This window comes from Paenarthrobacter sp. GQ52, from assembly GCF_059759005.1.
Genome location: NZ_JCAXEJ010000015.1, coordinates 44,697 through 58,721 on the forward strand (window position 1 = coordinate 44,697; position 14,025 = coordinate 58,721).

General features: G+C 62.5%; 14 protein-coding genes. 4 read left to right on the forward strand and 10 right to left on the reverse strand.

The window, feature by feature from the left end; translation table 11 throughout:
* Positions 1 to 14: 14 nt before the first annotated feature.
* From AC6CH8_RS17085 to AC6CH8_RS17100, 4 genes are all read right to left on the reverse strand, one after another.
* Positions 15 to 1,349 carry an extracellular solute-binding protein gene (locus tag AC6CH8_RS17085; RefSeq protein WP_498191602.1) on the reverse strand — a complete coding sequence of 445 codons (1,335 nt, stop codon included), beginning with the start codon at positions 1,347 to 1,349 and terminating at the stop codon, positions 15 to 17.
* Between the two features lie 202 nt (positions 1,350 to 1,551).
* Positions 1,552 to 2,553 (reverse strand): LacI family DNA-binding transcriptional regulator, encoded by a 1,002-nt coding sequence (locus AC6CH8_RS17090; RefSeq protein ID WP_498191603.1) that lies wholly within the window; start codon positions 2,551 to 2,553, stop codon positions 1,552 to 1,554.
* A gap of 121 nt (positions 2,554 to 2,674) precedes the next feature.
* Complete coding sequence (locus AC6CH8_RS17095; protein ID WP_498191604.1) at positions 2,675 to 3,466, reverse strand: TIM barrel protein; 792 nt, start codon at positions 3,464 to 3,466, stop codon at positions 2,675 to 2,677.
* Entirely contained in the window at positions 3,463 to 4,584 is a 1,122-nt protein-coding gene (locus tag AC6CH8_RS17100) for a Gfo/Idh/MocA family oxidoreductase (RefSeq protein ID WP_498191605.1), read from the reverse strand. Before AC6CH8_RS17100 ends, AC6CH8_RS17095 begins: the two co-directional genes overlap by 4 nt.
* 107 nt (positions 4,585 to 4,691) lie before the next feature.
* Here AC6CH8_RS17100 and AC6CH8_RS17105 point away from each other — a divergent pair, with 107 nt between their 5' ends.
* Both AC6CH8_RS17105 and AC6CH8_RS17110 read left to right on the forward strand, forming a co-directional pair.
* Entirely contained in the window at positions 4,692 to 5,690 is a 999-nt protein-coding gene (locus tag AC6CH8_RS17105; protein ID WP_498191606.1) for a LacI family DNA-binding transcriptional regulator, read from the forward strand.
* 48 nt (positions 5,691 to 5,738) lie between these two features.
* Positions 5,739 to 6,425 (forward strand): TetR/AcrR family transcriptional regulator, encoded by a 687-nt coding sequence (locus AC6CH8_RS17110; RefSeq protein ID WP_420180077.1) that lies wholly within the window; start codon positions 5,739 to 5,741, stop codon positions 6,423 to 6,425.
* Here AC6CH8_RS17110 and AC6CH8_RS17115 read toward each other — a convergent pair whose 3' ends face one another.
* Together AC6CH8_RS17115 and AC6CH8_RS17120 are read right to left on the reverse strand one after the other, a co-directional pair.
* Complete coding sequence (locus AC6CH8_RS17115) at positions 6,426 to 7,073, reverse strand: LytR C-terminal domain-containing protein (RefSeq protein WP_498191607.1); 648 nt, start codon at positions 7,071 to 7,073, stop codon at positions 6,426 to 6,428.
* Between the two features lie 22 nt (positions 7,074 to 7,095).
* Complete coding sequence (locus AC6CH8_RS17120; protein WP_011773432.1) at positions 7,096 to 7,395, reverse strand: type II toxin-antitoxin system VapB family antitoxin; 300 nt, start codon at positions 7,393 to 7,395, stop codon at positions 7,096 to 7,098.
* A 136-nt stretch (positions 7,396 to 7,531) separates the two neighbouring features.
* On the opposite strand from AC6CH8_RS17120, the gene AC6CH8_RS17125 reads away from it, so the two are divergent.
* Both AC6CH8_RS17125 and AC6CH8_RS17130 read left to right on the forward strand, forming a co-directional pair.
* Positions 7,532 to 8,452, forward strand: a complete 921-nt coding sequence (locus AC6CH8_RS17125; RefSeq protein WP_420180074.1) for a Cof-type HAD-IIB family hydrolase — start codon at positions 7,532 to 7,534, stop codon at positions 8,450 to 8,452.
* A gap of 67 nt (positions 8,453 to 8,519) precedes the next feature.
* Positions 8,520 to 10,109 carry a stealth family protein gene (locus AC6CH8_RS17130; RefSeq protein ID WP_476113857.1) on the forward strand — a complete coding sequence of 530 codons (1,590 nt, stop codon included), beginning with the start codon at positions 8,520 to 8,522 and terminating at the stop codon, positions 10,107 to 10,109.
* Here the strand turns inward: AC6CH8_RS17130 and AC6CH8_RS17135 are convergent.
* The 4 genes from AC6CH8_RS17135 to AC6CH8_RS17150 all read right to left on the reverse strand — a co-directional run bounded on the left by AC6CH8_RS17135 (position 10,087) and on the right by AC6CH8_RS17150 (position 13,999).
* A complete protein-coding gene (locus tag AC6CH8_RS17135) occupies positions 10,087 to 11,070 on the reverse strand; it encodes a phosphodiesterase (protein ID WP_091465212.1) in 984 nt (327 codons plus the stop codon). The genes AC6CH8_RS17130 and AC6CH8_RS17135 overlap by 23 nt on opposite strands.
* A gap of 142 nt (positions 11,071 to 11,212) precedes the next feature.
* Positions 11,213 to 11,695, reverse strand: coding sequence for a glutathione peroxidase (locus AC6CH8_RS17140; protein ID WP_091465210.1), 483 nt, complete (start codon positions 11,693 to 11,695; stop codon positions 11,213 to 11,215).
* 122 nt (positions 11,696 to 11,817) lie between these two features.
* Positions 11,818 to 13,464, reverse strand: a complete 1,647-nt coding sequence (locus tag AC6CH8_RS17145; protein ID WP_498191608.1) for a M23 family metallopeptidase — start codon at positions 13,462 to 13,464, stop codon at positions 11,818 to 11,820.
* 154 nt (positions 13,465 to 13,618) lie between these two features.
* Positions 13,619 to 13,999, reverse strand: a complete 381-nt coding sequence (locus tag AC6CH8_RS17150) for a MarR family winged helix-turn-helix transcriptional regulator (protein ID WP_091465207.1) — start codon at positions 13,997 to 13,999, stop codon at positions 13,619 to 13,621.
* Between the last annotated feature and the right edge of the window lie 26 nt (positions 14,000 to 14,025).

The window sequence follows — 14,025 nt, forward strand, 5'->3', positions numbered from 1 at the left end:
GGTGGGTGGGCCGGTTAGACGGGGTTGGGACGGGAGAGGAGAGTGTTGGTGCGTTGCTCGAAGGCAGCCCATCCCGCGGATGCCTTGTCCCTTCCCAAAAGGACGTTCTGCACGGTCTCCGCGAAGTAGGTCTGCCAGTCCGAGCCGGAACCGCTGAACCAGGACTCGGGATCGTAGGCAATGATGTCCGCCGCGTTGGCGTAGTGAATCTGGGGCGTGAGTTCGCGGTAGGCCTGTGATTGGACCACGGGCTGGAAGCCAGGAATATGTCCGGCTTCTGCCCAGGACAGGGATCCCTTGAGGACATCGGTGACGAACTTGTAGACGTCCCGGCGCTTGTCCTCATTCAACTTCAGTTGCCGTGGGAGGACGAACGAGTGCGAGTCTGCGTAAGAGGCCGGTGTTCCGTACAGCGTAGGAATAGTGGCCGCATCTACGGGTATTCCGGCCTTCTTCATGGTGGGCAGTTCCCACACGCCGCTGAACAGCATCCCTGAGCCCCCGCGGGCAAATTCCGCGATGCCCGTGCTGATGTCTCCGGCTTGGGCTGCGATGGTGTCGTCAAAGAGGGATGCCATGAACTCCAGCGATTCGATGGCCGCGTCCCGGTCCACCTTCATGGGATGCCCTGGTGTCAGTTCCATGTCCGCGCCGTGTTGCTTGTAGAGGGTGTAGAACAGGCGCCACATTTGCGAACCACTGCCGAGATAGCCGAAGGACAGGCCGTGGGCCTTGGTGACCTTCTGCATTTCCAGGGCCATCGCCTTGAATTCCTGGGGCGAGGTCACTTCCTGTAGCTGGCCGTTGCTGCCCAGCACTCCGGCCTTGCCTGCGATATCCGTGTTGTAAAACATGACGAACGGGTGCGAATCCAGGGCGATGGAGAAAACCTTGCCGTTGTGTTGGCTTTTCTCCCAGATCCTGGGGGCGAAATCGGAGGCGCTGACACCGTTCTCCGCAAGCAGGTCCAGGTCCCACGGCTCAATGAGTCCGCCCGGTGCATATCCGGGAACCCGGCTGGCATGCATGATGGCCACCTCGGGAGGGCGGCCTCCGGCCGAGGCCATGGCCAGTTTGGTGTAATACGGCGGACCCCAGGCAAGCACTGTGGGGTGCACCTTGAAACCGGGATTGGCTTGGTTGGCGCTATTGATCATGGCCTGCATCTTGATGCCATCACCGCCGGAAAGCAGGTGCCAGAACCCGATGTCCTGGACTGCAGCGGCCTGGGCCGCACCTCCGCAGCCCGTGAGGCCGGTGGCCAGCAGGCCTCCGCCAAGAAGGGCCGATCCTGTCAATAACTGTCTCCGGGACAACTGTTTCCCGGTCAAAGATTCAAACTGCTTCACCCGTCACTCCTTTGGATGGGTCCGCTGAAAGGTCACTGCTTTACTGCAAAGTCCGGTTCCGGTGCATCTCCACGCTTGGGTAAAGGTTGGCCCTGGGGTGACGCGTGTCTCACATTACATCGTTGTAATAGGGAGGGCAAGAGAAATTGTTAGCGCGCACAATTATATTTCCAAGCTCTCGATTGAGTCCCCAGTGCTGCTTTCAGCCTCTGCTGCTGTCCCGCTCCACGATGGCGTAGTCGATTTCAACCAAGCGTTGCCCGTGGGACCTGTCGGACATACGTTCGGTCAACAGGCGCAAGGCCTCCGTGGCAATTGCCCGTTTGTCGAAGGACACGGTAGTCAGGGAAGGTACCGCAAATCGTCCGTCGATCACGTCGTCGAAACCGGCTACCGCGATGTCATCCGGAACGTGTAACCCCCTCTTCCACAAGGTATTCAGGGCACCGATTGCCATGGAGTCCGTAAAACAGAACAGCGCCTCGGGCAAGGGATTTGTGTCCAGATACTCAGCCAGCGCTTCAGCCGCTGAAGCAGGCGTCCAGCTGTCGCAGGAAATCAGCAACGACTCATCCTTGGCAATTCCCAGCATCTGGAGTGCAGCCTCATAGCCGCCCGCCCGCTGGATCGCCGTAGCGGATTGCCTTCCGCGATTCACACCCAGAACTGCGATGCGCCGGCGTCCGGGCCTGGCCAAAGCGAGGGTCATGTCCCGCGCCGCAGCGAAGCTGTCCACAAAGACGCGGTCGGCCAGCTGCTGTGTCACTTCGCCCAGGAGAACAACCGGTGGCAGTGCGACGCCTACCTGCACGGCACTCTCCTTGAGCACCACGGGGTTGAGAATCAGCCCGTCGATGAGGTTAGCCCGCGCCCGCGTCATCAACTCATGCTCACGGTGCGGGTCGGAGCCGGTTTCCTCGATCTGCACGCTGAAACCTTGCTCGTGGGCAACTTCTACAATGCTTTGGGCAATCTCCGCAGAAAAGGGAGTCGCCAGATCCGGCAGCGCCAGTCCAATAACACCCGAACGGCCATTGCGCAGTCCGCGCGCCGAGAGATTGGGGACATAATCCAGTTCCGCCATCGCCTGCTCAACCCTGAGCCGCGTGGGGCCGCTCACGGGCACGATCCCGTTCATCACGTTCGAGACCGTTTTAGGCGAGACCCCTGCACGGCGCGCTACGTCCTTGACCGTTGCGCGCAAGACGCCCCCTAGCTGCTGTTGGCCGGCGCTGCTGTTGACCGGTTTTCCTTGATGCTACGCGAGATTTTGCCCTTTGACGCAGTGCACTATCGCCCATGGCAAGCGCGCCGACCGCTCTTGGCTAGCTTTCAAAGGCCGCACGGAAAGCCGCCAGTGCGGTGTCTCCTGCTTCCAGGCCGGCTCCTCCGGCGGCCTGCGCTTCGAGACCGACAACCCCGTCGTATCCGGCCGTTCCAAGAGCACTGGCGATGACGTGATAGTTGATTTCCCCCGTGCCAGGTTCGCACCGGCCGGGGACGTCGGCCACTTGTATTTCTCCTATCCAGGGCAACGCGGCACGGATGAGTTCGATCAGGTTGCCCTCACCAATTTGGGCGTGATAGAGGTCCAGCATCATCCTGACGTTGGGGTGGTTAACCCCCGAGACCAGCGCCAGCGTGTCTTTTGCGCGTGCCAAGGGGATGCCGGGGTGGTCCAGCACAGTGTTCAAGTTCTCCAACGCGAAGACCACTCCGTGCTTCTCGCCCAAAGCCGCCAGGCGTTCGAGCGTGCGCGCACCGGTCAGCCACATCTCGCCGGTAGATCGGTGAACGGGGCGGACGGCCCGGCCGCCTTCCCCGAGCTCTGCAGGGTGGACCACCATACGCTCGATACCAAGTTCAAGCGCGACAGGAATCAGTTTCTCCGCCGATGCCAGCACCTCGTTGGCGCTGGCGGGATCAGTGAGGCTACCGCCAAAATAACCGCTCATAGACGAGAACCGGGCACCAGTTGCTGCCAGGGCCGCGATGTCCCGGCCCCGGGTGTCCCACAACTCCACCTCAAAGCCTTGCTCATGAATCCTCTTTACGCGCTCCGTCAAAGGCAATTCGCCGTAGAGCATTTCAGCGCAGGCAGCCAAGCGGAAGCTCATGCTTCATCACCTACGGTGTGCAGTGCGGGTTCCGCTGGACGCAATTCGGCAATTGTTGCCACGTCAACCGGCAGCCCGGTTTGGGCTGAACGGGAGGCGGCCAGGGCCACGGCCAAGGCGTTCCGTGCGTCGGTTCCACCGGCAGCTTGGGCGGCGGGAGCTTGGACACCGTCACGGTCAGCTTTCACGGAGTCCACAAAGTGGACGAGTTCAGCCGTATACGCATCGTGAAAGAGGTCCACGTTCAGGCGGACGGTGGACGCATTGATGCCGGCAGCGGTGTAACTCATGGCCGTGCTGGCCTGCGGGCCTCCCGCTGTCACCATCCCGGCAGAGCCAAAAACTTCTCCCCGCACGTCATAGCCGTAGAGTGCGTTGAAGTTGGCCTCAGCTACAGCAATGGCTCCGTTGCTGTAGGTCACAGTGACTACAGCGGTATCCAACAGGCCACCCTCTTTTGCTTCAGGCGCTACCAGCGCGTCAGCCACGGCATGAACGCGAACAGGGACAGCCCCCGGGTTCAGCCAGTTCAAGGTGTCGAAGTCGTGAATAAGAGTCTCCAGGAAGATGGTGCCCGGCGGAATCCGCTCCGGGTCGGCAATCCCGTCCGGGTTGCCGGGATCGCGGGTCAAGGACCGCAGCAACTGCGGGGTTCCTATGGCACCGTCATCAATGAGCCTGCGGGCGGCGGCGAAGTCGCTTGAGTAGCGGCGGTTGAAACCGAACTGGACCATCACACCCGCAGCCTCTGCTGCGTCCAGTGCGTCATCGAGTTCTTCCACGGTACGGCCGCCGGGCTTTTCGCAGAATGCGTGCTTACCCGCCCGCGCAGCCGCGGCGATCAACCCGGCATGAAAGCGCGCCGGCGCAGCGATAAGAACAGCGTCCACATCAGGATCGTTCAGCACATCTGCCGGGTCACTACTGATCTTGGCAACGCCCAGGCGGCCGGCGAGTTCCTCGAGGGCCGGAAGGGCAGGATCCGCGATTGCTTCAAGCCGGGCATTGGGGATGCGGTGCGCAACGGACTCAGCGTGGAAGGTTCCGATCCATCCCGCTCCGATCAGTCCGATACGAACGGGCCGGTCCTCGGTGACCGGATGCTGAAGGTAACCCATGGTAGCTCCTGAAATAGTCTTCTAGATCGTTCTAGTCGCACCATACTGACATGTCATTCGCCCGACGTCTAGATCGTTCTATAGACTGTTTGCACCCAGGAGGAAATATGTCGGAATTGCAGCGCCGCCCTACTTTGATGGACGTAGCCGAGGCTGCCGGCGTCTCCCGTGCCTTGGTTTCCATCGTGATGCGGGGTGCACCAGGCGCGGCGGAATCGACGCGGCAAAGAGTATTGGAGGCGGCCCGCCAACTCGGATATCGGGCAGACTCCCGGGCGAGGCTGCTGCGGAGCAGCAGGACCAAGCTCCTGGGCCTCATCTTTTCCAGCTCACAGCCCTTTCACGCGGAAATTGTGGATGCCGCCTACGCTGAAGCCTCCGCCAGGGGCTATGAAATAGCCCTGAGCGCGGTGGCCAGCGGCAGGCCCGAGGCGCGCGCCATTGAAACCTTGCTGGATGTCGGCGCCGAGGCATTGATCATCATCGCGCCCACCCTCAACGTGGAGGACCTCGCACTACACGCCCGCCAAGTGCCGGTGGTGAGCCTCCTTCGCGACAACGTGGGCGACCTCGTGGATTCGGTCAGCAGTGACGATCACGCAGGCATCGCGATAGCCGTTGACCATCTGGTTGGTCTCGGTCATAGCCGGATCGTCCACGTCGACGGCGGCGCTGCCGTCTCTTCGGACAGACGCCGGGAGACATACCGCACGGAAATGATCCGGCGCGGGCTCCGACCCGTGGTTGTCCCTGGTGGCCCTGGAGAAGAGGATGGCATGGGAGCTGGGCAGATCCTTCAGGCTCATCTGCCCACGGCTGTCATCGCCTTCAACGACAGGTCGGCCCTCGGCATCATGGAGAGCTTCAGGGCCGCCGGAATCAGCATTCCCGCAGATGTATCGGTACTCGGCTATGACGACAGCCATTTCGCCAAGCTCAGTTACGTCCAGTTATCTTCCATCAGCCAGGACGCTCCGCTCCTTGCCGCCGCCGCCGTTGGCCGCGCCGTGGACCGGATCGAGGGGGCAAAGTCACCGGGCAGCGTGGTCCGAACGCCGCACCTGGTCCTCCGCAAAACCACCGCCCGGGCACCAGCAGCAAGCTGATGCTGAGGCCTCACAGCTCTTAGTGACAGATCGCTGTAAAGTGTCTATATGCCAAGGATCACGGCCGCCACGAATGCTGCCCAACGCGCCGAGACCCAACGTCGGATTCTGACCGCTTTTGGAGAGCTCCTCTTCACCCACGGCCTCCCGGGACTCACCATGACGGATGTCGCCCGGCACGCCGGCGTGGGACGCACCGCGGTCTACAACTATTACGCGGATATGGAGCAACTGCTCATTGCGTACGCCTTGGACGAGACCGAGCGTTTCATCGTGGACCTCCGCGATTCACTGGCTGCGCTGGAGAACCCCGTTGACAGGCTCGCCCTCTATGTCCGGGCCCAGGTGGAGGATCTCAGCCGCCGCCACTTGCCGCCAGGACCCGCTATGGCCGCCGTCCTCTCCCCCGGTTCCTTCGCGAAGCTCGCAGACCATGTGGGCGACCTGAACGTCCTGCTTCAGGACATCCTCCAGGACGGCGTGGAGCAGGGCTACCTTCCGGACACCGACGTCGCCCAGTTGGCGCGGCTCATTCATGGAACGCTTTCCGCCAGCGCCGCACGACGCAACCGAACGCCCGACGGCGGGACTCCCCCGCCGCCGCCAGCCTCCGGCGTCGAGCTTCACACGGCACAAACAGTGCGGTTCATCCAGTTGGGCGCGGGAGCCCGCTTCGACGAGGCCGGCAAGCCAGTGCGCTTGGAATCGCCGGCCCACGACGCCCTCGCCAGCTAGCTACTGATCCGCGGGCAGCGTGGGAATGATGGGCCACTTGGAGTTGTCCGCAATGCGCAGGTCCTCACGCGGGCACTGCAGCATGCCGGGAGTCTGGTCCACCAATTGGGGCTCCACCAAACCTTCGAAACCAGGCGTCAGGATGACATCCACGGACTCGTCCTCACGGTTGTCTTCGAAGTAGTCCGTTCCGGCAAGATTCCGCTGGACGTTGAACGCCGCTGCCTGGCCCTTGACCCCGGAGACCACCACTCCAACGCCTGAGTAAGCGGTATCGCTGTTGTCGACGGAGGCCACCTTGTAGCCACGCGCCGTGAACTGGTCAGCAACTGTGCTGGCCAGCCCGGCGCGGGACGTGGCATTGAAAACGTTGAGGGCCACGGTCTCGTTGGGGACGTAGTCAAACGTGGTGGTGGGACAGAGGCTGGTGGGCGCTTTGCTGGCGATTGAGCTGGGAACCTTGACCACGCCGTTCATGATCGCCCACGCACCAACGGCTCCGGCCGCTATGACGCCAACCAGCAGCACCAGGACGATTCCATGGAACAGCCGCCGCCGGAAGCGGCCTTTGTGCGCCTGGGCGTCCTCGACAAAGGTTGCCCGAAGCTCCGGGCCCGTCACTACATGGTGGCCGTGGAGCTGCGTCACATCTTTGGGACGCCTGCGCTTGCTAGCCATCGATCACCAATACGCGTGCGTGAATGGCCGTCCGCTGATGGAGCGCCGTGCGGACCGCCCTGTGAAGCCCGTCCTCGAGGTACATAACGCCTTGATACTGGACGACGTGCGGGAACAAATCACCGAAGAAGGTTGAGTCCTCAGCCAACAGTGCCTCCAAGTCCAGGGTCCGTTTGGTAGTAACGAGTTCATCGAGGCGGATAGGACGCGGGGGCAGGGCAGCCCAGTCCCGCGGCGCAGAGTATCCATGGTCAGGGTACGGGCGTCCCTCGCCCACAGCTTTGAAGATCACTCTGCAAGCCTATGGAAGAAGCCGCGCTAACGGAACTTGTGACCCGCAGCACAGGCACCTTGTGGCCAAAAGGTGACTATCCGACGTCGCGCGTCATAGCTGTGATGGGAACCGCCGGGACTGACAGAATGGGGTCATGACTCAACCGCTGCAAGGTACTGACCGGACCGCTGCCCGCGCCACGCCCGCTTTGGCGCTGCTGCTGGATGTCGACGGCCCTATCGCCAGTCCTGTAACGCGGGACGTCAAGCATGACATCATCGCGGACATGGTGGCCCTGGCTTCGGCCGGGATTCCCGTCATCTTCAACACGGGCCGCTCTGACGCGTTCATCAGCGAGCAAGTCATGGAACCCATGATTGCCGCAGGCATGCCGGCGGACACTGTCATTCACGCTATTTGCGAGAAGGGCGCCGTGTGGTTCAGCTACACAGCCGAAGGCCCCGGCCCCATCCATGTGGACCGCGAACTCGCAGTTCCCAAGGCCTACGGCGACGATATCCGCAGGCTCGTTGCTGAAGACTATTCAGCACACATGTTCTTCGACGAGACCAAGCGCGCCATGGTTTCGGTGGAGCAGCACCTGGACGTGGCCAGCGCTGACTACCTGGCCGAGCAGAAACTCTTCGACGCCGATGCCCTGGACATCATGGGACGCCACGGCCTCAACGCGGCCATCCTGGACCACCACGCACCTGAGTCCGATGACGCCGCGGACTACCGTTTGGACCCCACCATCATCTCCACGGACATCGAATCGGTCCGACTGGGCAAGGACCTCGGAGCCAGCCGCGCGGTTGAACTCCTGGCAGCCCAGGGCATTACTCCGCTCTCCTGGCGCACGGTAGGTGATTCCCGCACGGACTACGCCATGGCAGACTGGCTTCACCACAACGATCACGATGTGAAGCACGTGGACGTCCGGCCCGCAGACGGCGTACCGGTGAAGCCCTACACCATATTGACGGCAGCCGACCTTGAACTGGCGGATGACGTGATCCACGACGACGCCGGCGGCGCTTTCCTCCGCAGCTGGCGCGAAGCCCTTTCGATCTAAGTTCCAGCGCACCATAGTTTTAACGTCTTAGAGCAACCTGCACCGCAACGATCCCGGAGATACAGCCATCACACAAGCACAGGTCGATCCGATTTACCACGGCAGCCCGTCCATCGAAGAGGACACGATTGCTGAGGCGATCTCGCCTGCCGTCGTCGCGCATCTTAGGCACAGGTCCGACGTCGTCCGTCACCGTGGGCGGTACGCCCTGGTCAACGGCGACCTGACTCCGCAACAGGCCATGGTGTCCGATCTTCTGGCGGTCAGGGCCGCCTTGGACGCTGCTGGTATCGATTTCATCCTGGTGCGCGGTAATGATGAGCGGCCCGTTATCGCCGTTGACTGGGAGTCACGCAAGGACGTTCGGGAGGCGCTGGTCACGGCGTTCCGGAATGAGCCCTTCTATTCCATGACCGTGGACGCCAAAAAGAAGACCTCCATGTTGGTGGCGGACGGCGATCTCTCGGCTAACAGAAAAGCCCGCATCTTCCGCTTGTACCGGCCGCGCGTCGAGATCGGCGGCGGGCTCTGGTACGGCCCGGCCTTGGGCGTGCAACTTGAGCTGTGGCGGTTTGAGGGCGATCACTTGGAACTCCCCGTGGAGAATTCCCTCACCCGCCGCACCATGCTTCGCCAGGACGCGGTGCGCGGCACAGTACAACGGCACGGCCTGTCCTGGCCCACCATCGAGAACATGTTCGCTGACCATGCCAGCGACATCGACTTTGATGTCGACATCGTCTTCTCGTGGGTGGATGGCAGCGACCCGGAATACATCGCCAGGAGGCGTGCCCAGCAGTCCGAGGCTGTCCTCGGCGAGGGCGACGATCATGAGGCACGCTTCCGGCAGATCAACGAGCTGAAGTACGCACTGCGCTCCGTGCACATGTTCGCGCCCTGGATCCGGCGGATCTTCATCGCCACCGACTCCCCCGCACCGGAATGGCTGGCCGACCACCCGTCGGTGACCATTGTGCGCAGCGAGGAGTTCTTCGCAGACCCCTCCGTGCTGCCCACCCACAATTCGCAGGCCGTGGAGTGCCAGCTCCACCACATCAAGGGCCTCTCAGAGCACTTCCTGTACTCCAATGACGACATGTTCTTTGGCCGCCCCGTGGGCCCTGACATGTTCTTCACGCCCGGTGGCATCACCAAGTTCATCGAAGCTGACACCCGCATTGGGCTGGGCGAGAATGACGCCGAACGCAGCGGCTTTGAGAACGCAGCCCGCGTGAACCGCAAGCTGCTGTGGGAGCGCTTCGGCCGGATCACCACCCGGCACCTTGAGCACACGGCCGCGCCGCTACGCCGCAGCGTGGTGGCCCAAATGGAGAAGGAATTCCCGGCCGAGTTCGCAAAGACCGCCGGAAGTCGGTTCCGTGCCGCGGACAACATCTCGGTGACCAACTCGTTCTACCACTACTACGCCCTGCTTACCGGTCGCGCGGTCACGCAGACCAGTGCCAAAGTCAGGTATGTGGACTCCACCATGTGGGCCGGACTGCACTACCTGCCTAAGCTCCTGGCCAAGCGCCACATGGACTTCTTCTGCCTGAACGACGGCAGCTTCCCCGAGGTCGAGGCAAATGAACGGGCCGACCTGGTGACCGACTTCCTGGAGAAGTACTTCCCCGTCAAGGCGCCTTGGGAGAAGTAAAGCCACCGGGAGAAACAAGCGGGAGCGACGAGGTGTGCGTGCCCGGCGAAGTGTGGGCTCCCACCCGGGACTCGTGCGGAATCCGAATGCCGGCTGCCGCCAGGCGCCGCTGAACCTCGGCTGCATCCAAGGGCTCGCCAACGGTGACGCCACCGGACATCGGAACCACGGAGTGCACGATCGTGTGCTCGTAGACATGGATCATGTTGTAGGACTGCGCCCCGTCACGTCCGCGCTGTCCGCCGGCGCGAACCGCCAGGTCCTGCGTGTAACAGGTAGCTGAGGCGACCGATACCGGGATGCCTGCGAAGCTCGCCGTCGTGGAGTAGTGCAGGTGGCCGCCCAGGATGGTGCGGACGTCTGTGTTACGGACGACGGCGGCCAGTGCGGCTTGGCCGCGCAGCTCCACCATCACGGCGAGGTCCTGCACGCATGGGACGGGCGGGTGATGCAGGGCAAGAATGGTGCCGTCCGGGGCTGGCGTGGCCAGCTCAGAGGCCAGCCACTCCAGCTGGGATTCTGACAGTTCGCCGTAGTGGTGGCCGGGAACCGTGGTGTCCAGGGTGATGATGCGGAGTCCGTTGACAAAGTAGCTGCGGTCCACGGGATCCTGCGGCTTGCTGGCCGCAGAGGCATCGGCGAACGCGGAACGGAAGTTTGCCCGGTTGTCATGGTTGCCCATGGCCCAGATGGCTTTGGCTCCCAGTGACGCGCACAGAGGTTCAATCATCTCGCGGAGTTGCTTGTAGGCTTCCAGCTCACCTTTGTCGGCGAGGTCTCCCGTGAAAATGATGGCCTCGGGCCTGATCCTGGAGGCGATGATTTGCTCGCAGATCTCCTGGAGCCTGGCTGCGCTGTCCACCGAGCCGTGGAGCGTGCCCGGACCCCCCACCAGGTGAAGATCGCTCAGGTGCAAAAGCACATGACCTGGTTTGGGGTATTCGGCCTCGATGAGCTCCATAGCTTCGCCTTAGCGTTTGGTGGGAGACGGCTTCTCCCGTATCAATCCAGTAGGGCCAATCCAACCAGACAACAAGCCAACAACTGGCTAATTTCCGGCGGAATGTTGGAAAATTACTTTCCTCCTTTCAGGACTGGTGGCTCTACGCCAGCGCTTCTTCCACTGCTTTCACAAGGTCTTCGGAGTCAGGCTCCACTGCGGATGGGAACCTTGCCACGAGTTCGCCACCGCGGTTTATGACGAACTTCTCGAAGTTCCATTTCACCTTGGCCGGCTGCCCGTCCTCGTCCCGGGCCAGCTCCGCGAACAGGGGATGCTGCTGCTTGCCAAGGACGTTGGCTTTGCTGGTCAGCGGGAAGGACACTCCGAAGTTGCGCTCGCAGAATTCTGCGATTTCGTGGTCTGCGCCAGGCTCCTGCCCGCCGAACTGGTTGCAGGGCACTCCGAGGATCTCCAGGCCCTGGCTCCGGTACTTGCCGTACAGCTCTTCCAGGCCCGCGTACTGGCGTGTGTAGCCACACTCAGAAGCGACGTTCACCACCACCACCGCTTTGCCCTCGAACCGGCCGAAGTCCGCTTCGGTGCCATCGTTGAAGGTGAGGGGAATGCTGTAAAGGCTGGACATGGGATTCGCTTCCTGACGACGTCGTCTGGCGGGTTTGCCGCCATCGAGCTTACGGGAGCTGGCTTGGGGCCGCGAAATGCAGGGTTATCCGGCGTTTCACGGGCCTTTAGCGTGTGTCCGGCTTAGGGTGCCGGGAGGATCAGCGTGGACAACGGCACGATCACACCATCCGGCCGCTGGACCAGGTCCGGTGCTATCAGGATGTATCCGGGCGGAAGCACCACCATTGGGAGCGCCGTTGGAAGGACAGCCACGGGCGCAGGTGCGGGCGCCACCGGAGGTGCAGGAGCCGGTGGAACGGCCTGGGTAACTACTGGCGCTGGTTCCACAATTACGGGTGCTGGCGCCACGACAACGGGCGCTGGTTCCACCATCACGGGCGCTGGAGCCGGCACAACCGGAGCCGGTTCAACCACGGCCGGTGCCGGAGCGGGAGCTACCGGAGCTGGCTCCACAACCGCGGGCGCGAGCGGAGCCGGTTCAACAACTGCCGGCGGCGGGGCGATGGCCGATTGAAGGGTCGGTGCCACCGGGGACGTCGTCAGCGTCGGCGGGACGATGCTGGTTTCCGGGGCACTGGTCGCCGGCGATGGCGTGGAGGTGCCAGTCGGAGTCGGAGTCGGCGTTGCAGTGGTCGTCGGAGTCGGCGTAACTGTCGGCGTCGGCGTAGCAGTGGTCGTCGGAGTCGGCGTAACTGTCGGCGTCGGCGTAGCAGTGGTCGTCGGGGTTGGCGTCGGTGTAACCGTCACGGAAGGTGAGGGCGTCGGCGTCGTGGTTTGAGTTCCGCCGGGGGTGCCCGGCGTCGAAGTGGCCGGCGGAGTAGTGCCGGACGGGGCCGGCGGTGGAACAGGAAGCGGTTCGTCGTGTTCGTGCTCTCCACCGATGACGGCCCGGTTGGTTCCGTCCGAAACAGGAACGGCCCACTGCGGGGTTCCGGAAGCGCCATTTCCCACACCCGGCTGGTAGTTCACCATGGCGATGGTCTGCAGCGGATCAGTCTGCCGGATGGACAGCAGTGTCCAGTTCGCGGGGTCAGTATGGAGACCGTTGACGATCGTCTCGAAGTGAAGGTGGCATCCTGTGGACCAGCCCGTGGTCCCAACCTCTGCGATAACCTCGCCCACCCGCACCGATTGGCCTTGCGTGACGCCGATTGCCTGGAGGTGGTTGTACGTGGTGACCAAGCCGTTGCCATGCTCGATTTCAACCCGGTTGCCACCGCCCCACACATGCCATCCGACAGCCCGCACTACGCCGGCGTCTGCGGCGTAGACCCGTGTACCGCAGGCGGCTGCGTAATCCTGGCCCCAGTGGAATTCTCCGGCCAGGCCAGTCAAGGGACTGTAGCGGTAGCCGTAAGACGAGCTCTTGTTGAGGACCTCAAGCGGTGAGTAGAGGCTCCCTGCAGGTGGTCGCGAAAGCCCTGCGGAGGCAACGGTCAGTCCTGTGGAACCGTCCTTGCTGACGGTTCTTACCAGAGCGCGGTCGAAGTAGACCATGGGCGTGCCGGGTATTTGCTCGGGGGGCTCCGGCATGGAGTCAATCACCAAGGTCTCGGCTTCCGGCGGCACCAGGGTGCCTAGAGCCGTTGGTTCCACCACCCCCTGCGCCAGTGCTCCGCCAACGGCGCTGCTGGAGACAGCATTCAAGGGTTGGAAGCCAAAGGCGAAGAAAGCCAGGACGGCGAGGCATCCCGCGATGAGAACGCGATGGAAGCCGACGGCGCGGATCAAATCTACTGCCCGGTCTGATTCATGATGCTTGCCCACAGAACACTCCCCAAAGCCAGCGGCACCAAACCCCAGCCTGGCGTGCAAGCACCATTGTTGCGGGAATCAGGGGAGAAAGAAAGGCTTCCCGGGTGCCATCTACCGAAAGGTTGGCTCAGTTTTGGCTCAAGAACCTTGAGCTTTGTTTCGGGGGCTAAGAGCCCAGGTTTTCCTTCAGCAGGGCACGGTGTTCGACGGCGGCATTGGCATGCAGCGCACGGCCCGCCTCAGTCAGTTCCAGGAAGAGGGAACGGCGATCATCTGCGCAGGTTTCGCGGGACACCAAGCCTGCTTTTTCGAGCCGGTCCACCACCTTTGAGACAGCACTCTGGGTCATGGGGGTCCGCTCCCCCAAGGCTTTCATCCGGCACGCAGACTCTTCGCTTTCGGCAACGAGGTCCAGGATTTCAAACTCGTTGAGGCCAATGTCGAACTTCGCTTCGAGGGCGCGGTCAATCGCTCCTGCGGTGCGGAAGTAGGAGTTTTGGATGCTGCGCCACTGCTCAACCAGTTGACGGTCACGCGTCGTTGCCATGCCCTGATTCTAGTTCATTTCCAAGT

What these genes read in the sequence shown, in the direction of transcription:
- AC6CH8_RS17125 (WP_420180074.1), top strand. Translation starts at nt 7,532, where the DNA reads ATGACTCAACCGCTGCAAGGTACTGACCGGACCGCTGCCCGCGCCACG.
- AC6CH8_RS17135 (WP_091465212.1), bottom strand. Translation starts at nt 11,070, where the DNA reads ATGGAGCTCATCGAGGCCGAATACCCCAAACCAGGTCATGTGCTTTTG.
- AC6CH8_RS17110 (WP_420180077.1), top strand. Translation starts at nt 5,739, where the DNA reads ATGCCAAGGATCACGGCCGCCACGAATGCTGCCCAACGCGCCGAGACC.
- AC6CH8_RS17100 (WP_498191605.1), bottom strand. Translation starts at nt 4,584, where the DNA reads ATGGGTTACCTTCAGCATCCGGTCACCGAGGACCGGCCCGTTCGTATC.
- AC6CH8_RS17140 (WP_091465210.1), bottom strand. Translation starts at nt 11,695, where the DNA reads ATGTCCAGCCTTTACAGCATTCCCCTCACCTTCAACGATGGCACCGAA.
- AC6CH8_RS17150 (WP_091465207.1), bottom strand. Translation starts at nt 13,999, where the DNA reads ATGGCAACGACGCGTGACCGTCAACTGGTTGAGCAGTGGCGCAGCATC.
- AC6CH8_RS17105 (WP_498191606.1), top strand. Translation starts at nt 4,692, where the DNA reads ATGTCGGAATTGCAGCGCCGCCCTACTTTGATGGACGTAGCCGAGGCT.
- AC6CH8_RS17095 (WP_498191604.1), bottom strand. Translation starts at nt 3,466, where the DNA reads ATGAGCTTCCGCTTGGCTGCCTGCGCTGAAATGCTCTACGGCGAATTG.